21 protein-coding genes are annotated in these 18618 nt (G+C 47.3%); 13 read left to right on the top strand and 8 right to left on the bottom strand.

What is annotated here, in order from left to right:
• The first annotated feature begins 60 nt into the window (after positions 1 to 60).
• Together JOY44_RS11605 and JOY44_RS11600 are read left to right on the top strand one after the other, a co-directional pair.
• Positions 61 to 933, top strand: coding sequence for an aldose epimerase (locus tag JOY44_RS11605; RefSeq protein ID WP_171573930.1), 873 nt, complete (start codon positions 61 to 63; stop codon positions 931 to 933).
• Between the two features lie 353 nt (positions 934 to 1286).
• The gene (locus tag JOY44_RS11600) at positions 1287 to 1700 is read left to right on the top strand and encodes a hypothetical protein (protein WP_171573929.1); all 414 of its coding nucleotides are present in this window, start codon (positions 1287 to 1289) and stop codon (positions 1698 to 1700) included.
• A 147-nt stretch (positions 1701 to 1847) separates the two neighbouring features.
• On the opposite strand, the gene JOY44_RS11595 is transcribed toward JOY44_RS11600, so the two are convergent.
• From JOY44_RS11595 to JOY44_RS11585, 3 genes are all read right to left on the bottom strand, one after another.
• Positions 1848 to 2303 carry a DUF29 domain-containing protein gene (locus JOY44_RS11595; RefSeq protein WP_171573928.1) on the bottom strand — a complete coding sequence of 152 codons (456 nt, stop codon included), beginning with the start codon at positions 2301 to 2303 and terminating at the stop codon, positions 1848 to 1850.
• Between the two features lie 125 nt (positions 2304 to 2428).
• Positions 2429 to 3343 carry a septum site-determining protein MinC gene (minC, locus tag JOY44_RS11590; RefSeq protein WP_171573927.1) on the bottom strand — a complete coding sequence of 305 codons (915 nt, stop codon included), beginning with the start codon at positions 3341 to 3343 and terminating at the stop codon, positions 2429 to 2431.
• 126 nt (positions 3344 to 3469) lie between these two features.
• Positions 3470 to 4768: an FIST N-terminal domain-containing protein gene (locus tag JOY44_RS11585; protein WP_197985201.1), complete on the bottom strand. Its 1299-nt coding sequence runs from the start codon at positions 4766 to 4768 to the stop codon at positions 3470 to 3472.
• 359 nt (positions 4769 to 5127) lie between these two features.
• Here JOY44_RS11585 and JOY44_RS11580 point away from each other — a divergent pair, with 359 nt between their 5' ends.
• The 7 genes from JOY44_RS11580 to JOY44_RS11550 all read left to right on the top strand — a co-directional run bounded on the left by JOY44_RS11580 (position 5128) and on the right by JOY44_RS11550 (position 10754).
• Positions 5128 to 5349 (top strand): Calvin cycle protein CP12, encoded by a 222-nt coding sequence (locus tag JOY44_RS11580; protein WP_171573926.1) that lies wholly within the window; start codon positions 5128 to 5130, stop codon positions 5347 to 5349.
• A gap of 130 nt (positions 5350 to 5479) precedes the next feature.
• The gene (locus JOY44_RS11575; protein WP_171573925.1) at positions 5480 to 6082 is read left to right on the top strand and encodes a DUF3177 family protein; all 603 of its coding nucleotides are present in this window, start codon (positions 5480 to 5482) and stop codon (positions 6080 to 6082) included.
• Between the two features lie 10 nt (positions 6083 to 6092).
• Positions 6093 to 6386 carry a hypothetical protein gene (locus JOY44_RS11570; protein ID WP_171573924.1) on the top strand — a complete coding sequence of 98 codons (294 nt, stop codon included), beginning with the start codon at positions 6093 to 6095 and terminating at the stop codon, positions 6384 to 6386.
• 151 nt (positions 6387 to 6537) lie between these two features.
• Positions 6538 to 8055, top strand: coding sequence for a phosphoglucosamine mutase (gene glmM, locus JOY44_RS11565; RefSeq protein ID WP_171573923.1), 1518 nt, complete (start codon positions 6538 to 6540; stop codon positions 8053 to 8055).
• 388 nt (positions 8056 to 8443) lie between these two features.
• Positions 8444 to 9868 (top strand): hypothetical protein, encoded by a 1425-nt coding sequence (locus tag JOY44_RS11560; protein ID WP_171573922.1) that lies wholly within the window; start codon positions 8444 to 8446, stop codon positions 9866 to 9868.
• 17 nt (positions 9869 to 9885) lie between these two features.
• On the top strand, positions 9886 to 10296 hold the full coding sequence (locus JOY44_RS11555; RefSeq protein ID WP_197985200.1) for a ribonuclease domain-containing protein: 411 nt from the start codon (positions 9886 to 9888) through the stop codon (positions 10294 to 10296).
• Between the two features lie 20 nt (positions 10297 to 10316).
• Positions 10317 to 10754 carry a barstar family protein gene (locus tag JOY44_RS11550; protein WP_171573921.1) on the top strand — a complete coding sequence of 146 codons (438 nt, stop codon included), beginning with the start codon at positions 10317 to 10319 and terminating at the stop codon, positions 10752 to 10754.
• 50 nt (positions 10755 to 10804) lie between these two features.
• Here the strand turns inward: JOY44_RS11550 and JOY44_RS11545 are convergent, their stop codons facing one another.
• Complete coding sequence (locus JOY44_RS11545; protein ID WP_322091347.1) at positions 10805 to 11266, bottom strand: GNAT family N-acetyltransferase; 462 nt, start codon at positions 11264 to 11266, stop codon at positions 10805 to 10807.
• 320 nt (positions 11267 to 11586) lie between these two features.
• Between JOY44_RS11545 and JOY44_RS11540 the strand changes: the two genes are divergently transcribed.
• Positions 11587 to 12312: a hypothetical protein gene (locus JOY44_RS11540; protein WP_171573919.1), complete on the top strand. Its 726-nt coding sequence runs from the start codon at positions 11587 to 11589 to the stop codon at positions 12310 to 12312.
• Between the two features lie 17 nt (positions 12313 to 12329).
• Here JOY44_RS11540 and tsaD read toward each other — a convergent pair whose 3' ends face one another.
• Entirely contained in the window at positions 12330 to 13373 is a 1044-nt protein-coding gene (tsaD, locus tag JOY44_RS11535) for a tRNA (adenosine(37)-N6)-threonylcarbamoyltransferase complex transferase subunit TsaD (protein WP_171573918.1), read from the bottom strand.
• A 164-nt stretch (positions 13374 to 13537) separates the two neighbouring features.
• On the opposite strand from tsaD, the gene JOY44_RS11530 reads away from it, so the two are divergent.
• A complete protein-coding gene (locus JOY44_RS11530; protein ID WP_171575931.1) occupies positions 13538 to 14023 on the top strand; it encodes a Photosystem I reaction center subunit III in 486 nt (161 codons plus the stop codon).
• Between the two features lie 36 nt (positions 14024 to 14059).
• A complete protein-coding gene (psaJ, locus tag JOY44_RS11525) occupies positions 14060 to 14188 on the top strand; it encodes a photosystem I reaction center subunit IX (RefSeq protein WP_171573917.1) in 129 nt (42 codons plus the stop codon).
• Positions 14189 to 14584: 396 nt separating this feature from the next.
• Here the strand turns inward: psaJ and JOY44_RS11520 are convergent.
• The 3 genes from JOY44_RS11520 to remA all read right to left on the bottom strand — a co-directional run bounded on the left by JOY44_RS11520 (position 14585) and on the right by remA (position 16697).
• Positions 14585 to 15468, bottom strand: a protein-coding gene (locus tag JOY44_RS11520; protein ID WP_197985024.1) for an IS630 family transposase whose coding sequence is annotated in 2 segments (ribosomal slippage) — positions 14585 to 15139 and positions 15142 to 15468 — 882 coding nt in all. Because the reading frame shifts where the segments join, the coding sequence is not laid out codon by codon here.
• Between the two features lie 174 nt (positions 15469 to 15642).
• Complete coding sequence (gene gmk / locus JOY44_RS11515) at positions 15643 to 16236, bottom strand: guanylate kinase (RefSeq protein ID WP_322091346.1); 594 nt, start codon at positions 16234 to 16236, stop codon at positions 15643 to 15645.
• 197 nt (positions 16237 to 16433) lie between these two features.
• Positions 16434 to 16697: an extracellular matrix/biofilm regulator RemA gene (gene remA, locus JOY44_RS11510; RefSeq protein WP_171573916.1), complete on the bottom strand. Its 264-nt coding sequence runs from the start codon at positions 16695 to 16697 to the stop codon at positions 16434 to 16436.
• A gap of 91 nt (positions 16698 to 16788) precedes the next feature.
• On the opposite strand from remA, the gene JOY44_RS11505 reads away from it, so the two are divergent.
• Positions 16789 to 18573: an NFACT family protein gene (locus JOY44_RS11505; protein WP_171573915.1), complete on the top strand. Its 1785-nt coding sequence runs from the start codon at positions 16789 to 16791 to the stop codon at positions 18571 to 18573.
• The last annotated feature ends 45 nt before the right edge of the window (positions 18574 to 18618 follow it).

Genomic DNA, 18618 nt, shown 5'->3' with positions numbered 1-18618 from the left:
TAACGGATCATTAATCCAAATAGGTTAAAGTGAGGTGTTTTTGGGAGCAAGGAGCCAAGCATGAGCGCGATCGCAACGGAGCAACGCCAATATCTCACCTACATCCTCACCGATGAGGCGACTGGAACAACGCTAGAAATTGTGCCGGAGCGCGGCGGCATCGCCACCAGTTGGCAAATGAACGGTCAAGAGATTTTTTACTTAGATAAAGAACGCTTTACTGATCCAACGCTTACTGTTCGGGGCGGTAATCCGATTCTGTTTCCCTTGTGCGGCAATGTGGTGGATAACACCTACACCCACAACGGCAAGGATTACAGCATTAAGCAGCATGGATTTGCGCGAGAACTGCCTTGGAGTGTGGTGAAGCAGTCAACCGACGATGGAGCCAGCCTTACTCTAGGGTTAACCAGCACCGAACAAACCCGTACCGCCTATCCCTTTGAGTTTGAGCTTGCCTTTACTTATATCTTGAAGGGCGATACGTTGACGTTGAGCCAGCGGTTTACCAATCACTCAGCCGAGCCAATGCCTTTTTCCGTTGGCTTCCATCCCTACTTTGCCGTAACTGATAAGACGGCGCTGCAATTTCAAATTCCCTCCAGCGAATTTTACGATCAGCGTGCCAAATTGTCGCAGGCTTACACAGGGAACTTTGACTTTGAGCTAGACGAAATTGACGTGGCGTTCACTGAACTATCGAGCCATGTGGCAACAGTGACTGATCCCAACAAAAACCTCAAACTCACCTTCACCTTTAGCCCAGACTTTTCTACAGTGGTGTTCTGGACGGTTAAGGGCAAAGATTTTTATTGCCTGGAACCCTGGACTGCTGGCAGAAATGCGCTAAATACGGGCGATCGCTTGATCCATCTCGCCCCCGGAGCCACTCTAGAAGCTGAATTTGCCGTGAAAGCCGAGTCTTTGGGTTAAGGATCTATTGCCACTTCCAATGTCTGCTAAAGATGCTACCCACACTTCAAAGAGCCACCCTAAAATTGCTGATCAAAGTTTCAGCCTTATTATCTAAATCAGGAACTTAAAACCGCCATGTCTAGTCTGAATTGATTGTTAGCGTTCCATCGCACTGATCATCTTTAGAGTGAAAGAAATTAGATCTACTCGACAAGTATTTATGCTTGTTAAAAATCTAATTTCGTCATAGACAGATGTTTTTGGTTTTCTCTGCAAAGGTATGCTTTGGCTATAGTTGAAATTGGAATTAGTGACCATTTTACCGCATAGTTTCTAATTGATGTTCCACCTCTTTCCGCATATGAGGGTGTATGTTACCGACTTGCAAACTTCAAAAATGGTTAGTTGTATCTTTAGTAATGCTTACTTTATCAATGGTTTCATGCAGTCAAACTGCAAACGACAGCAATTCTCAGAATCCCTTTGCTGAAAAAAGCAATCCTCAGAATCCCCTTCTTGGAAAATGGAATAGAGTCCAATATGGTGGTGAATGTCCTGTGCTTAAAGTTGAAATACCAAGAAAGAGTGTAGAGTTTTTCAAAGATGGAAAAGCAATCATATCGCTTGGTGATGAGATTGATGTGGTTGATTATTCAGTTCTTGATGGAAGTCGCTTTTCCTCTGATGGAGAATTGTTTGAGTATGCAATCTCTGACAACACGTTAGTGATGGGTGCAATTAATGCTAAGTGCATGGATATTTATTCAAGGGTTGACTCACCATGAAAGGCTTGTGACAGGTTTTAAAAGTTGATTTTCAACTTCATCAGACGTGACCTACGCTGGGAATAAGTTCATTGCGTTGCAATCGCTAATTTTGTATGTTGGTTTGAAGCATGAAACACAATATGCGTACCTAAAAGTAGAAAAATATTACTCAGGTAAGAATTCGGAATTTATAGTTTGCTCGATCGTGTAAGGGCAAGCTTCAGGAAAGGTGGTGAGTGGTAAACCTGTTTCGTCAGCCGCTTGCTCACAAGCATTGGTGTAGCATTCAGCGAAAACTTCTTGCAGGTAAGGAACCAGGCTAGGTGAGTCTTTCAAGTCGTCGTTGATGCGGCGGCGATGTTCACGGATACTGCTGCGCCAACTGCCCGATCTCTGATCCGTTTGAAACTGCCATTTGAGGAGATGCAACAACACTACAACGAGGTTGCTTTTCAACGCTTTTCGTTCTCGTCGAGACATATCCTCAATTTCCTCGATCAGATTTGCCCAATCGACGGCAGTGTAATTTTGGTTCCGAAGCTGCTTGGCTGTTACTTCAACCCATTGAACGAAATCAGTTTCGTAAAGACTTTTTTGACTAGTTTGGGTTTCGATCACCATTGGTTAGCCTCCTAGCGGAAAGGTGTGCTCTATTGTAAAAGGATCATCCCATCATGTAAGGGCTGTTGCGGGAAATACAGTCTTAACTAGTTTTGGGCTGATAATCCACAAAAGAGAGTGCTTCCTTATTTAAGGGTTCCACGATCGCCCACAGCTTGAGCGCGAGAAAACTCTAAGGCTCTGGAAATGCGGATGGTGCCTTGGGGCGCAACATAGGCAACTTCAGGGTAGTACTGAGCAGGAGGATTTTCGGGTGCTCTCGCAACAAAATCGGCAATGCGGATTTGGGTTGGCTCCATTTGCAGCGCCATGATCAGGCATTGAGCATTGCCTTTTGCGCCTGCATGGGCAGTGCCCCGTAGGCGACCCCAAACGAGAATATCGCCATTGGCAACCACAGAGCTGCCAGGATTCAAATCTCCCAGGATGATGACGGTGCCATTATGACGGACATCGCCGCCAGAGCGCAGTGTGGTTTGCAAATATAAAGGTTCTTCCATCGCCTGGGCAGATTCAGCACCCGCAGGGTTCAGTTGGGCAATGGAAGATTGTTGTTCAACTGAGTAGCCAGTAGTGGCAGCAGCAACAGCGGTTTGGCGGCGGCTGGTATAAACGCGAGTCAGGCGGAGGTGCGCTTCGGTCAGGGCATCAGCGATCGCCTGAAGTTGTCGCCCATCCAGCAAGCGATCACGGGCAATCAAATGTACCGATGTGTCTGCCTGCCATAGCCGCTCTCCTGCATTCAGCCGCTGTTTAAGCTGCTGCAATACCTCTGACCATGTTAAGGAACTAGCAGGATTTGTCTCTTCGGACTCAATTTCCGGTGGCAGCAGCAGCAAAAGTTTGCCGCCCTCACTTCTGAGCCGCACCTGCAAATCGCGCTCTTGCAATCCCTCTGCGGGTTTATCAGGGGCTACTGCTATCGAAGCACTGCCTTCTGAATCGACACTAATTGGAGCTATATCTAGAGCGCCATCAGAAGGCAGAACACCATCAGAAATAGGTGAGGCAGAGGAGGGAACTGAAGTATCAGAAGTCATAAATCAAGTTTTTCGTGGCAGCAATTTGCTGTGATTTTGGTCACCGGATGATGTTCTTGCACAACAACCTGAGGCAACAATTATAGGCAGGCATGTAAAAGTTAGCGTAAATATTACCCATCTGGCTCACGGCTGCCGAAAAATTCCAAATACCGAAGTAAACCCATGTAGAAAAGTGCTGTCACCAACGGGACCAATTTCGCCATTGCAGAAAAAGCCGCTCAGCGGAAGGGCAGGCAAGTAGCGATTGAACAAGAGAGAATCGAAATTAGGCTCGCCATAAAGCCCTTCGCCCCTTCCCGTGCAAGAAAACATTAAGGCTCCACTGCCAGATAAAGTATGAGCAGGATGTCTGGAGGTATAGCGGAGCAGCAGCGTTTCTAGATCTTCCGCCGAAGCTTTTGCATCGCGCAGATGAAACTGGACGCGTTGACCGGGACGAATTCGATCGCCAATTGCGATTGCTCCTACTCTAGGATCAACTCCAATCAATTGCCGAATTAAAAAATCGCCCTGTTCCAATGTTTGCTTAAACTCACTTTGGGCAACTCCAATAAACAACGAATGCTGGGCTAGCTCGCGATCGTCCTCATCCAGGGTTTGAATCAAATCTTGCAATACCTCCAGTGGTGTCCCCTTCTGAGATCCCTTCTGAGACACTCTTGCCCCACCTCCAGCAGACGCAAAACTCATATCTGCCTGATCCAGGGCTAGCATAATATTTCGCTCACCCTCAGTCACTAGATAGGGCTGACCGATGGGGCGGCATCCCTGGGCCACGATCGCCTCTAGCACAATATTGCCGCTCAGTGCCACACCAACCATTCCTTCGTGATGCAAGCAATCATCACAAAAAATTCCGCCAGAGTTGGTGATACTGCCGCTGAGCAAACCACCAATTTTGGTAGATCCTGCATAGGCAAAATCCAGCCCTTGCAACAAGTCATTCAATCGCCCAAAAGATGGGTCACCCAGTAACACAAACTGGGGCTGCTCAGCCGGAGAAATTCCAATCGCGTCTACCCAAGCCGTTGGGGAACTATCTAAATCAGGTAGGTCTTCGGGTGATAGATGAAACGTATGGACGTGAACCTCTGGTAATGATGCCAACATTAAAGTTAAGGCAGGTTCTCCTTCCACTTCACGAGGATTGCCCTGGTGATCCGTCCCTGTAATTCCAGCACCACCGCAGCCAATCAGCGGCACCCCTGCTAGATGCTCTTGCAGCAAGGGCATTAATCGAGAATATTCACTTGCAAAGGCAGATGAAATAAAAATCAATGCCAAGTCAGGTGAAGTTTGCAGCGCTGCTTGGGTCTGCTGCACCACCTCAGCGATCGCCGCTTCCAACGAAGGACGGGTAGATAAAAAACTTGCCCACTTCATTTGTCTTTTTAGCGGCTCTGCCATTGTAGTTTCCCCCATTGGACTGACCTCATCAAACTATTATGGATTGTCAAAGTGCCTGTGTTTAAGGAATTTTTTATAATTAATCCAGTATTCCTGCAAATGCAGTTGTGGTAAATATTCTTGCGACAAAGTAGGATGACAAAATCGACTTGAATCGTCAATACTGGCAAAGCCTTTATTCAAGGAAGGGTGACTTCGCGTTACACTGGCATTGGAAATTACATAGGGTATTTCCCTTCTGTATCATAATCGGTACATGAGTCACTGACCGGTTCATCATCCCTGCTCGTCATGGGGCAGACCCATCGCTGCCAGTTGAGGTAGCTCCCACACTCTTAATATCTCCTTAAAAAGTTGTCTGGAAAGTATCCATCATGAGCGACATCAAGCAAAAAATTGAAGAAGAGCTACAAGAAGCTCGCGAAGTTTGCGATATAAAAGGGGGCGGCTCACCTGAGTGTGCGGCTGCTTGGGATGCCGTTGAAGAACTGCAAGCGGAAGCTTCTCATCAGCGACAAGTAAAGCCCAAAAACTCCCTTGAAATGTATTGTGATGATAATCCCGAAGCTGCTGAATGCCGTATTTATGACGATTAAGAGCAGTACTAATTTTTTGGGACTGGTTGGTTTGTAGCCTCCAAGATTTATAAAGTAGCTTGAATGCGGGTCTGCATTCAAGCTACTTTATTTTTTGCGATCATTTATCTCGTTTCTTTGTAATAACGTTATGCAAAGCCCACCCTGGCTACCTTCTCTCGTTTGGACTGATTATCGACTGGCTGTTTTGTTCACAGTCCTGTTCCCGTTGGCGTTGCTCATTTGGGCGTTTGTCCAAAAATCAGAGTTGATTCAGCACTTGCTGATCATTTATTGGCGGGTTGCTAGCCTGCTTGCAATTACGGTGGGGTTGCTCATAGGAGCAATTCCTTTAGGATTTTTGACTGGTTGGATCGCCAGAATTCTTATACCGCTGTCTTTATGGTTCTGGGTAGATTTGAATTACGAGATTAATGAACAACCTAAGAGCCAATTGAAGCTGGCATTTACTTCATGGCGGTGGGGGGTGACGCTCTACAGTTTAGTGGGCGCGATCGCGGTAATTCCTGCACTTCAATGTGCCTTTTTACCTTCAAAGCAAATGATCGATCAGCCATTTTGTAGCATTTGGCTCCAGCCACCCTGGATATTGAAACAGTATTTTATTGGCGGCATGAAGCCTTATACAATTGGGCTGCTAGCTACCCTAGCATTGGCAATCTACACTTTATATTTGGGTTATTTCATATTTGTTCGCCTTGGTAAGCAAGGACGTTCTGCAACTGGCGTATGACTAAACTACTGTGAATAAACTCTTACGGTTAGAGCAATATACCCTCAAGCGCCCTCAAGAATTGCTGCTAGTCCGGGCGATTGTCGATGACGAACTGGATGAAGTGGCTATTTTTAAGGGCTTTTCCAGTTCTTTAACTCGTTCTACTGCTTCTAATCCAGATGTGCCAATGCTACCGGATACGGCCAGAATTATCGAGATTGATCGCCTATACAGCCCCTACAATCCTGACGCACCGCACTACATTCAGCAAGGGTTAACTTGGGCGGAGATCGAGCCGCTGCTGATCCAGGTAGAAGTTTAGTCCGGATCGCAGCATCGGAGATAGAAAGATAGAAGAGTGAGTTGTGATCTCTGCCTAGAATTCACTTTTTTTAAAATCTCCATCATCTTTTAGGCTGCTTTTCCTGAAGAAGGTGTTATCTTCCTCTGTGTGTAGTGTGCGGAGTTGATCTATGGTTTCGTCCCCTGTCAAGTTGCAGAAAGTGGACAGTATTACCTTACCTGCGGATCTGCTAACCAATAAATTGTCTGAAGATGCAGGCAAAGTGTTAGCGGATGCGGTGAGTGCAGGATTTGCGATTGGAATGCTGCCTTTGCCTGAAAGCCGTCTGTTTGGCACAGATGGCATTCGCGGACGGGCAGGAGAGTTGCTGAGTGCGCCATTGGCATTGCAAGTCGGGTTTTGGGCAGGGCGAATCTTGTTGGCCAATGCCGCAGCTGTCGGTCCCGTGATCATTGGGCAAGATTCTCGTAACTCCAGCAGCATGTTGGCGATGGCGCTATCTGCGGGTTTGACGGCTGCCGGCCTGGAAGTGTGGGATTTGGGATTGTGCCCCACGCCAGCAGTTGCTCATGTGACTTATACCAGTGAAGCGATCGGCGGGGTGATGATTTCTGCCAGCCACAATCCTCCACCGGATAACGGAATTAAGTTTTTTGGGGCGAATGGCAGCAAGTTAGCGATCGCCCTACAAAATCAAATCGAAGCCGCATTGAGAGGTGATTTGCACGCGATCGCTCAACCCTCCATCAGCGGTTGGGGAACTCATTACCACCGTCCAGAATTGGCAAAATCCTACTGCACCGCCATTCAAGCAACTCTGCAATCTACCTCCGATGAGTTGCCCTTAAACGGCATGCGAATTGTGATGGATTTAGCCTGGGGTGCAGCTGTGGAACTTGCCCCAATTGCCTTTCGATCACTGGGTGCAGAAGTGATTTGCTTGCATGACCAACCCGATGGCGATCTCATCAATGTTCATTGTGGTTCTACTCACTTGGGCATGCTTCAGACAGCAGTAAAAGAGCATCAGGCAGACTTGGGGGTCGCCTTTGATGGCGACGCGGATCGTGTTTTAGCGGTCGATAATCTGGGTCGTCCTGTAGACGGAGATTACATCTTGTACCTGTGGGGCACTGCTCTTAAACAGATGAATCAACTGCCAGGAAATACTATTGTTGCAACGGTCATGTCCAATCTGGGCTTTGAGCGCGCTTGGGAACATCAAGGCGGCAAGCTAATTAGGGCAGCCGTTGGGGATCAATATGTTCATGCAGAAATGCTGCGTCATGGTTCCATACTGGGCGGTGAACAGTCTGGGCATGTTCTATGTCGTCATTACGGAGTGAGTGGAGATGGGCTGTTAACGGCTCTCCATTTGGCACAGTTAGTTAAACGATCGAGCGCATCGTTTGCCGATTTAATTGACCAAAGCTTCCAAACGTTTCCCCAAAAGCTAAAAAATGTGCGGGTTGAAGATCGCGCTCAGCGAGTGAACTGGAAGGAGTGCGAGCCTTTGATGCAGGCGATCGCCGCTGCAGAATTGGCAATGGGCGATCAAGGGCGTGTGCTGGTGCGGGCATCTGGGACAGAACCGCTAATTCGCGTTATGGTAGAAGCCGCGAGTGAAGAACTAGTCCTTCATTGGACTGACACCTTGGCATTAGTAGCCCAACGCCACTTAACCTAAACCTGTTTATGCCCCTCATGACCCAAACTGGGTACAAAATGAGGGACGGGTCGCGCATTCTTCATCGTTTTATTACCTACGCGATGTGCAACTAATTTGTCCCGATCCCAACCGTTCTCCTCAAGAAGAAGGGCTTTCGGGAATTTGCTACTCCTCTTCAATGGAAAGGGCTATGGTGAGGTTAGTCCTATCAGGTGTTTCAAAAAAAGCTGCACACTCGTTAGATTGGTTGCTTGAGTAGCGATCGATTTGGGCACTCTGAACCTATTCAAGTGATTTTAGTCAGGGTTATTGGGAATGGTATTGAGCTATGTCCCAATATCTCAACATTCCTGATACCATTCAAAAAACTCAATGCGTCGCACTCAATTAGAGTGGGGAAACTGCCATGCGGCACCGACAAGATCTAATATTTGGACGAGATTATGAGCGTTGCCTGAAAAGCTTAGACTGGGCGATCGCTCAACTAGGCGGCAGCGCAGATCCAGAACAGCTTGCCATTACGGCTGAACTGATCATTCAAACAATGTCAGGCCCTTGGCGCTATTTTCACACCTCAGAACACATCTTTGAGGTGGGCGGATCAGGCGATGCGATCGAGATCTTAGCCGCCTTATTTCATGATTTAGTCTACGTTCAGGTCGATCAAGGAGTCAGCGTCAACATTAGTCGCCGCATTGCGCCCTTTGTCAAAGAGATCGATGGGCAATTGGTGATTTTAAGCCATTCCCAACTTCTACCCGATCGCATATTTGATATGGTTGCTCAAATCTTTGGATTTGTTCTAGAACAAACTCTACAGCCAGCAGCCGGACAAAATGAGTTTCTTAGCGCTTTGATTGGAGCAAAATGTTTGGAACACGCTTTACCCATGAGCGTAATTGCTGAGGTTGTGGCTTGTATCGAAGCCACTATTCCATTTCGATCTAAATCTGAAAGTGGACACACGGCTGGAGAACGCCTCTGCGATCGCCTCTTAATCACCAATGATCAATTTGGCTTCAACTGGAGCAAGGAAGATTTGGACTCCATTGTCCAGCGAGCAGTGCGACTAGCAAACCGAGATGTTGAAAATTTTGCCTACCCCTCTTCAGCAGAGTTCCTTGACAACACCTGGAACCTGATGCCCGAAACAAATCACGACTTGATCAGCGCCAATTCTTACACCGTTTCTGGCTATCGCCTTTCTCTCCAAAAAATGGAAGGCTTTATGTATTTTCTAAAACCAGAAGTTGTATTTCAGCGCTATTTGAATGAGCCAGATTTGCCTACTTACACCACCGCTATTAGTCGCACCCAAAAAAATCTAGAAGTTGCACGGCTTTATTTGGGCAGTAAATTGCTGTCCATTGCCGTCATCGAAGCGCTTTCTCAACGGTTAGGGCAAGACATTCCCTTAGCCACCATGATGGGTGAATTGCCCGGTCGTGGCTTATCCACCGCACAATTGGAGAATTTTTTACCCGCGGTGGCTCATCCTGTTGAGCCAACAACGCCGCTGGAGCAAGAAGTTCTAGAGCTGCTAGAGAAAGGGCGCAGTAAGTCTTCTAGTTATGATGTAAAAAACTCTCCCGTTGCAACTTACATCATTAAATCCTTGGGCTTTTCTGAATCACAGCGGTTGCTTGAATACGCAAAGGAATACTTCAAGCCCAAACTCACGGGTAAACCAAAAACATCGGGACTATCAGGAGAAGAATTTTTGAGCCATTGCGATCGCACGGTGGTAAACGCCATTGTGCAAGCTGTATTGAAAGTATTTGAAAGGCGGATTGCTGCGATCGGCAATTTCAGTGCTAGCGTAAAAATCTAGCGTCACAATTCGTTGGTATGCACATGATTCGCATGGGTATTGGCTGCACAGTCTTGCTGTTTTTGAGTGGTCATGCGGTAATCAATTCTCCTGCTCCGTTACCCGTTGCTTTTGCTAACTCCAGCCCAATGGAATTGGCTTTTCAACCCGCGATGCCGACTGTTTCGGTCAAACAGCTTCCCCCCGAAGCTCGTCAAACCATTACCCTAATTCAACGCGGTGGACCTTTTCCCTATCGTAAGGATGGCACCATTTTCGGTAACCGTGAAAAGCGCCTACCCATCGCACCGGGTCGCTATTATCGAGAATACACGGTTCCCACGCCAGGTTCTCGAGATCGCGGTGCACGACGGATTGTGACCGGGCAACAGCAGGAATATTACTACACTCAAAATCACTACCGCAGCTTTTCTAAAGTCAAATTGTAAAAGCAGCAAAGGCAGACAGCATGGATGAACTGATTTCAGCATTGCAAGGCGATCGCACCCCTGGACTTTACCAAAGTGCAGCAGACCTAGACTTAGAAGAACTCACTGTTAGTTGTCAGGAACAAGATTTTCAACTGGGGCATCTAGACGGTGCCACCATCGCCAATAAAGCGGAATTTCTTAGCGCTTGCGCTACAGCACTACAGTTTCCTGACCATTTTGGGCAGAACTGGGATGCTTTAGAAGAGTGCCTCACCGATTTAGAATGGCTTCCGGCTAATGGTTACCTATTGCTTTACAGCAACCCCAAACCATTTGCCCAAACTCATCCCAAAGATTGGAAAACCCTGCTTGAAATTTTTCAATCTGCGATCGATGAATGGAGCGAAGCAGACATCCCCATGTACATTGTGTTCAGCGGCGATCGCCCCTTGCTATCGGCAGTTGAAACGCTATAACGAGAGGGCGCGATCAAGCGGTCAAACGCCGTGTCATGCCATGTTAGAAATCAGTCTGGATACCAAAACATTCCTTTAATGCCCTCAGGATCGGACATAAAGCCGAGTCTGCGATAGAAATCTACGACCTGCGGATCAGCAAACAGAGTGATATTGCTAATATCTTCGCTACGTAATTTTTTGATGATGTGCTTCATCAAAGCTTTGCCAAACCCTTGGCTCTGAAAATCGGGATGAACAACGACATCCCAAATCGTAGCGTTGAAAGCATGATCAGACGTTGCTCGCGAAAACCCAACAAGGCGACGTTGGTTGCCCCGTTGTTCCCACATCGTAACGACCAAAAAGCTATGCTGAATCGCTTTCTTTACTTTCCTTAGAGGGCGACGAGACCACCCTACAGCGTTACAAAGCTCCTCTAATTCGTACAGGTCAATCTCTCGATCTGTACTAAAGTAAACTTGAGAGCCGTGATCGCTCGTCCCTTCAACAGATTCCAATCCAATCGACATCGATTTAGTAGCAGAAGGAGCATCAGCGCTACTGAATAGGCTTTTCCAAAAACCCATGTAAGCGTAGGTAAGATAATAAAAGTTTGATCTCAGTACAGAATAGTATAGCCTTCATCCCCTTTTATCATTGATTACTCAGCTTTGAAGTCATTCGCAACCCAATCAACTTAATAAAGTTACACAAAAGAGATAAAGCGAAGGCGTAGCCAAGGCTTCTAAATTAGTTTAGAGTTATAGCTTCTCTGCCAAAGCCTGTCTATCCCAGCAGTTGCACCCACTTTAGAGTTTTTAAGTTAAGTAAGCGAGATAGATTTTTAATTATGGCTTTAGGTTTAAAGTCATCCACTGTAGATCTGCTAAAACGCTTTAATCGAGCGTTTCCGCAGTTTTATGAGCAATTTGTTAGCAGCGAAATTCAACTGCAAAATCTACGGTTGGCTTACCAGCTTTACAAGACCAAGCAAGCCGTCATCGAACTCAAACCTGAAGGCAGCAAAAGCGCCTTGCATTTTGCTTATCGAAATCAATCTTTTTTGCTCAGCGATATTTTTGGCGTATTAGCTGCCTATGGCTTAACAATTCATAGTTTGAGCTTATACGGGCAGATTTATCCGCCGATGCTCGTATTTGTAAAGCTAATTGTGTCGCGCAGTGGCAAAGCTTTAACCGGAAAAACTGCCGAAAATGTTTGCCGAGCCGTTCGAGAAGCGTTAGCAGGTCGGTTTGAAGTAGAAGAAATGCTAGCGGTCGAATTTAACTTAGACGCTGGCCTAGAACAGGTAGAGACAGAATTTTACGTTGATCCGGTTTTTCACCTACCCGCTCTGCTGATTGAAGCGGATAACCAACCTGGGCTGTTCTACAAGGTCATGTATGCCATTTGGCAGGAAGATTTGATGGTCGTGAATGCCAACTTGCTCGTTTGGCGAGGGCGAACCCGCTTGATTCTTTATCTCCTCGGTCCTAACGAAAGTATTATTCCAGAGTACCTGGGGCAGAAAATTGCCGAAGGTGTGCGACAGCGGCTTTTAGGCAGGAGATTTTAGGGAGGCAACTATCTTAATTACGGCCTGTAAAGCTGACTGACGTTGGCAATCGGCATCCGCGAGAGAACGCCCAAGGTCAAAGGCGATCGCTCTCCTTGGTTAAAGTGTTCAGCGGCAGCACAGGCAATCATGGCGGCGTTGTCAGTGCAAAATTCTAGCGGCGGAAACAAAACACGCAGATTGTGTTGAGCGGCAGCAGTTTGAAGATGTTGGCGCAAACCGCTGTTGGCTGCCACGCCCCCGCCGACAGCGATCGTGTCTAATCCATGATCAAGGGCACAGGCGATCGCTCGCTTAGTCAACGCTTTTGCCACCGTTTCCTGAAAGCTTGCTGCCAAATCTTCCACAGGCAAAGCAGGCGATTCTTGCTGGAGCTTTTGAGTCAGGCGCAGAACGGCAGTCTTTAAACCGCTAAAGCTAGAGTCGTAGCGATGAAAGCCGCCTTCGGGCAAAGAAATTTGACCTTCGGGCAGGGGGAACGCTTTGGGGTTGCCTTTTTTTGCGAGGCGATCAATGAGAGGCCCACCGGGGTAGCCCAAACTCATCAGCCGTGCCACTTTATCAAACGCTTCTCCAGCCGCATCGTCGCGAGTTTGCCCTAGGGTTTCATAGTTCCCACAGGCTTTCACCCAAATTAGGCTGGTATGCCCACCAGAGACCAGCAGACACAGGAAAGGTGGCTCTAGATCAGAACTACTGAGATAGGAGGCGTAAATATGTCCTTCTAGGTGATGAACTCCCAAAAAAGGCTTTTGATGAACGATCGCTAAGGTTTTTGCCGCTGTCACTCCCACCAACAACGCACCTACTAATCCGGGCGTACAGGTGGCGGCAATTCCATCAATGGCTGACCAGGTAAGCTGGGCAGATGAGAGTGCTTGGGCGATCGCGGAATTTAGCAACTCCACATGTTGACGTGAGGCAACCTCCGGCACCACACCCCCATAAGGTTGATGAGTCGCAATTTGAGACGAAACAATGCTACTCAAAATTTGGCGATCGTTGACTATCGCCACGGCTGTTTCGTCACAACTTGTTTCAATTGCCAAAATGGTTGCCATTTGCTGGTAATTTCTTGAAGAAATAGGCTTATTTATTGAGCTTAAACTTGGACGAATATGCTCACGCGCTTGATGCTAAACAGTCTAGCGAACATAGCCTTACAAACGTCCATTTTCATTGTGTTAAAACAACGTTCATTCTTGTAACGAAGGGAAACAATTCCATGCGCCGATTGTTTGCTCTCATGCTTGCGGTTACCCTCTGGTTCGGATTTACTCCGTCTCAGCCCGCTTATGCTTTCAATCTGACTCCTTGCAGCGAAAGTGCCGCTTTCGCACAACGTGCCAAAGACTCAGTTAGCCCCACTGCCGCTCGACGCTTCGATGCCTATGCGAAGTCTGGAGTGCTGTGTGGTGAAGATGGTCTACCTCATCTGATCGTGGATGGTAACTTAGCCCATGCTGGTGAATTTCTGATTCCTAGCATCCTGTTCCTGTACATTGCAGGTTGGATTGGCTGGGTTGGACGAGCATATATCCAAGCAGCTAGAAAAAGTGGTTCTCCTGAAGAGAAGGAAATCATTATTGATGTACCTCTCGCCATTAAGTTCGCGCTTTCTGGTTTTGCGTGGCCTCTGATGGCTTTGAAGGAATTCACCACCGGAGAATTGACTGCTAAGGATAATGAAATTACTGTTTCACCCCGCTAAAGCCCCTACCCTAATTTATTCTTAGGAGAATCCTTCATGAAATATTTTTTGAAGTATCTGTCTACTGCTCCTGTGATTGCCACCGTTTGGATGGTTATCACCGCTGGCATTTTGATTGAGTTCAATCGTTTCTTCCCTGATTTGCTGTTTCATCCCATGCCTTAAAGCAGGGACTAGCTAAGAAAGGGGGCGATCGCAGTACTGCGATCGCCCCCTTTCTTGTTTGCGGCATCAAATTCTCCGCGATCGTCGCTGCTGTAGTTCTCGTGTTGTGACAACCGCGATTGTCACCAGTGTCATGGGTAAGATGGAAAACACGAGTGTATTGCTGAAAATTGGCAAACCAGGGTGTTTATCCCTCATATGTCACTCTAGTTAAAGTAAAATCCAGGCAAAACGCTGAACGTCTTTCACCGACTGCTGTCTGGTATATACGCTTCATTGTCAAATGTTTTGAAATATCGGAAATAAGCTACATATGCTAAGACTCAAGCCGTATAGAAGCTTCAGCATTTTTGACTAAATTTGCTTTTCTGAAAGTGATTCAAGAGGGTTATAGCACTACGAAAGTACGTTAGGACAGTTCTTAAACGCGGCATCGACACAATCCCGAAAGTTGTCAAATTCATCCCACCGTTGCCGCATCCAGTTTTTGAGCACAAACCACCAACGCTCAATCTTGTTCAAGTCAGGAGAATAGGTCGGCAGATACCAGATCTCACATCCTGCTTCAGCCACCAGTTCAGTGATGTATTGAGAGCGATGAAAACTGGCATTGTCAATCACAATGACATCACCGGGTTGCAATTGAGGTAGCAGACATTGCTCTAACCAGATTTCGAATAAGTCTCGGTTGCACGAACCTTCAAAGGTTAGTGGAGCAATCAGCTTTCCTTGACAGAGTGCGGCAATCCAACTGACGCGCTCAGTTCGTTTACCCGATTTGAGCGCGTGGAAGCGTTGCCCAACCTTGCAGTAGCCGTAGGCATAGTCCTCTCGGTTATCAATGCCTGCTTCATCAACGTACACCACCTGAGCCGTTGGTTTTGTCTTCAAGCGTTCCTCAAACTCTTGACGCTTGAGGTCATCGCGTTCTTGATAGCCGTAGGTCTTTTTTTTCGACTTAATCCAAGTTTACCTAACGCATCACTGATGTTTTGCTGACTCACCCCGTCTCCCCACAACTTCGCCATTTCCCCTTGGCTCTTGCCGCCATGCTCTCGGACAAACTCACGAAACCGTTGCCAATCTGTGATTTTATGTCTACATCCCTGCTGATAGTGAGTAATCGCTCGGCACTCTCCTGTTTGCTCTTTTCGCTTCAGCCACAGGTCGAGGGTGTTACGACTGATGTTGAACATCTGACTCACATGACTTTTGCCTTCTCCGCGCTCAACTGCCGCGATCGCTTTTTGGCGAAGGTCATCGCTGTAGGGTCCTGGCATGGGCAATTTCTCTATGCACTCTCATCCCTATGATATGTCCTAGCACTGATTTGTAGCGCTATAATAGAATCTGGAAAGAGGTAGATCGCATAGGCATAGTAAGCTAGGCAACCAAAACCTTCCCAGCGGGTAATCAGGTTGCCTGTATAGCAAATAGGTAAGCAGGCGATCGCCCTAGCACATGGCAGTGGCAAACAAGACGGTTTCAATCCGATCCAATGCTTTTTCAAAATCATCATTGATGATCTGAATATCAAATTCGGTGGCTGCGTTGATCTCTACTTCTGCCCGATGCAAACGCCGCGCGATCGCGTCTTCTGTTTCAGTTCCTCGGCTACGAATGCGATATTCCAACTCAACCAAGGAAGGCGGCAAAATAAAGATTCTCAGCGCTTCGGGAAACGCTTTGCGAATCAAACGAGCACCTTCTAACTCAATTTCTACAATCACCCATTGCCCCCGGCGGATTTGCTCTTCTACGGCAGTTCGAGGAGTGCCATAGAGATTGCCAGCAAATTCTGCCCACTCTAGAAATTCGCCATTGGCAATCATGCGTTCAAAAGCGCTGCGGCTAAGAAAGTAATAGTCCTTGCCTTCCACTTCACCGAGCCTCGGCGATCGCGTTGTCGCCGAAATGGAAAGATATAGCTCAGGGTGGCGCTCCATGAGCGATCGCAGTAGGGTTCCCTTACCTACCCCACTTGGTCCAGTTAAGACAATTAATTTGCCCATGCCCATCTGCGTTTCCTCTCGCTTGAGATCACTCACTTAAGATCTCTTAATACTCCAACATACACCTGAAAAGAACAACTTCTCGCAGGAGGAACTAAAACTTACAAATAGAATTGGAGTTACCTAAGAATAAAGTAAGCAGAAAACTTTAAGTTTAACAATTCAGTCTTTCTCAGTCTTCTCCATTCTCTTTGTCAGCCTTTCAAGCAGACTAGAATTAATTAGGTGGGTGGTTAGTCTTCTCCGGATCCATCTTTGCTGACCACAAATCGATTTGCAACCGTTTCGGGTTGAATAGACGAGAGAATCACATGACCAGAATCGGTGATAATCACAGCACGAGTTCGACGACCATAGGTCGCATCAATTAAGTGCTGGGTCTCTCTGGCATCCGTAATAATGCGTTTAATGGGTGCAGACTCTGGGCTAACAATGGCAATGACCCGGTTTGCCGACACGATATTACCAAAGCCAATGTTGATTAATTTGATATCCATATTGGCTGAATAGGAAGTGGGATGAAAAGCATGAAACGTCTAAATGTTTGATCGGACTGAGAAAATTTGAGCCTGAAGGCAATAAATAGCTGTGCAACCTGTTGACTTTACTACCCTAACCGCGATTTGTTCTGAACTCCGAGCAGACTGGCTTCCTGCCCGTGTTGAGCAAATTTATCAACGCGATCGCCACACCTTATTTTTAGGGCTTCGTACCTTAGACGCACGCCGCTGGCTAATGGTTTCCTGGCATCCTCAAGCCGCTCGGCTTTGTTTGAGCGATCCGCCGCCTCGCGTTCCCGATACGTTTACCTTTAGCCAGCAGTTACGTCATCAAATCGGCAATTTGGCGCTCGTGGCAATTGATGCGATCGCCCCCTGGGAACGCGTTCTCGATTTGCAGTTTGCCCGTCGTCCCGGAGATCCGGCTCTGTGGCATCTCTACGTAGAAGTGATGGGTAAATATAGCAATGTCATTTTGGCAACTGGAGAAAACCAGATTGTGACGGCGGCTCACCAGGTTAGTGCCCAGCAATCTAGTGTTCGCCCCATTCAAACTGGGCAAGCCTACGAAGTGCCACCCATTCTGACTGAAGCAATGCCAACCCTAAGCGAATCGTTTGAGCGCTGGCACGAGCGGATTAGTCTGGTGCCGGGCGGGCTTAAACGGACTTTGCTAAAGAACTATCGTGGGCTCAGTTCTTCACTGGTCATCAGCTTGATCCAAACTGCTGGGTTGAATCCAGAGCAATCTACTGCTGATCTGACTGCTGATAACTGGCAACGGTTGTTTCAGCAGTGGCAAACCTGGCTGATCATGCTGGAAAAACAACAGTTTCAACCAGGCTGGACGGAGGCAGGCTATACCGTGTTGGGTTGGGGAGTAACCCGCGAGGCGAATAGCCTTCAGAAACTCATCGATCGCTATTACAGTGACCAAATCAATCAGCAAGAATTTGTCCAGTTACGCCATCAACTCACCCAAAAACTGGGTCATTTGCTAGCGAAGCTTCGGGTAAAAGCGGAGACCTTTCAAACTCGGCTTGATCAGTCTGATGGCGCTGATCGCCAACGAGAGCAGGCAGATTTACTCATGGCGCATTCCTATGACTGGCAGCCCGGTATGAAAGCGATGACTTTGCCCGACTTTGTGACAGAGAAGCTCGTTACCATTACGCTCAATCCTGAACGGAATGCGGTTCAAAATGCTCAGGCGTTGTATAAGCAACATCAAAAACTGAAACGGGCCCGCAACGCGATCGACCCCTTGCTAACCATTGTCAACACAGAACTGCACTACTTAGAACAAGTAGAAGCTGCGTTGATTGAGCTATCTCACTATGAATCTCAGGAAGACTTGAGCGCCTTAAAAGAAATTCGCGAAGAGTTAATTCAACAAGGATATGTGCCCAGTCCAGCCCATCAAGCCGCTATTTCAAACCACGATGCGTCTGCTAGTCAGCCTTATCGCTACATCACGTCCGGCGGCTTAGAGATTTTGGTAGGTCGCAATAACCGCCAAAACGATATCCTCACTTTTCGCACTGCTAGCGACTATGACCTTTGGTTTCACACTCAAGAAATTCCGGGCAGTCATGTGTTGCTAAGGCTAAATCCAGGAGATAGCCCAGAAACAAAAGACTTGGAGTTAGCCGCAGACTTGGCATCATACTATAGCCGTGCTCGTCACAGTGAGCAGGTGCCGGTGATTTACACCGAGCCAAAGCATGTTTATAAACCGAAAGGGGCAAAGCCAGGAATGACGGTTTACAAACACGAGCGCGTTTTGTGGGGACAACCACAGCGAATTTTAAAGCAGCTTTCAGCAGTTGTTGCGCAAAGCCCAAAGGAATTGTCAAGAGATCCGCATTTGTGATTTTTTGTTAAAAAAAGTTTGTGTTTGTTGTTACAATCCTCCTTA

Source organism: Leptolyngbya sp. Cla-17 (assembly GCF_016807185.1).
In the GTDB taxonomy this organism is placed as follows: domain Bacteria; phylum Cyanobacteriota; class Cyanobacteriia; order Leptolyngbyales; family Leptolyngbyaceae; genus ULC077BIN1.
This window is presented reverse-complemented; position numbering and strand designations above follow the sequence as displayed.

Bases quoted from the DNA above. Each gene is read 5' to 3' on its own strand.
- JOY44_RS11575 (WP_171573925.1), top strand. From the start codon at position 5,480: ATGCAAAGCCCACCCTGGCTACCTTCTCTCGTTTGGACTGATTATCGA.
- JOY44_RS11585 (WP_197985201.1), bottom strand. From the start codon at position 4,768: ATGGGGGAAACTACAATGGCAGAGCCGCTAAAAAGACAAATGAAGTGG.
- JOY44_RS11540 (WP_171573919.1), top strand. From the start codon at position 11,587: ATGGCTTTAGGTTTAAAGTCATCCACTGTAGATCTGCTAAAACGCTTT.
- glmM (WP_171573923.1), top strand. From the start codon at position 6,538: ATGGTTTCGTCCCCTGTCAAGTTGCAGAAAGTGGACAGTATTACCTTA.
- JOY44_RS11555 (WP_197985200.1), top strand. From the start codon at position 9,886: ATGCACATGATTCGCATGGGTATTGGCTGCACAGTCTTGCTGTTTTTG.
- JOY44_RS11530 (WP_171575931.1), top strand. From the start codon at position 13,538: ATGCGCCGATTGTTTGCTCTCATGCTTGCGGTTACCCTCTGGTTCGGA.
- JOY44_RS11560 (WP_171573922.1), top strand. From the start codon at position 8,444: ATGCGGCACCGACAAGATCTAATATTTGGACGAGATTATGAGCGTTGC.
- JOY44_RS11580 (WP_171573926.1), top strand. From the start codon at position 5,128: ATGAGCGACATCAAGCAAAAAATTGAAGAAGAGCTACAAGAAGCTCGC.
- JOY44_RS11600 (WP_171573929.1), top strand. From the start codon at position 1,287: ATGTTACCGACTTGCAAACTTCAAAAATGGTTAGTTGTATCTTTAGTA.
- minC (WP_171573927.1), bottom strand. From the start codon at position 3,343: ATGACTTCTGATACTTCAGTTCCCTCCTCTGCCTCACCTATTTCTGAT.
- JOY44_RS11605 (WP_171573930.1), top strand. From the start codon at position 61: ATGAGCGCGATCGCAACGGAGCAACGCCAATATCTCACCTACATCCTC.
- tsaD (WP_171573918.1), bottom strand. From the start codon at position 13,373: ATGGCAACCATTTTGGCAATTGAAACAAGTTGTGACGAAACAGCCGTG.
- remA (WP_171573916.1), bottom strand. From the start codon at position 16,697: ATGGATATCAAATTAATCAACATTGGCTTTGGTAATATCGTGTCGGCA.
- JOY44_RS11595 (WP_171573928.1), bottom strand. From the start codon at position 2,303: ATGGTGATCGAAACCCAAACTAGTCAAAAAAGTCTTTACGAAACTGAT.
- JOY44_RS11550 (WP_171573921.1), top strand. From the start codon at position 10,317: ATGGATGAACTGATTTCAGCATTGCAAGGCGATCGCACCCCTGGACTT.
- psaJ (WP_171573917.1), top strand. From the start codon at position 14,060: ATGAAATATTTTTTGAAGTATCTGTCTACTGCTCCTGTGATTGCCACC.
- JOY44_RS11545 (WP_322091347.1), bottom strand. From the start codon at position 11,266: ATGTCGATTGGATTGGAATCTGTTGAAGGGACGAGCGATCACGGCTCT.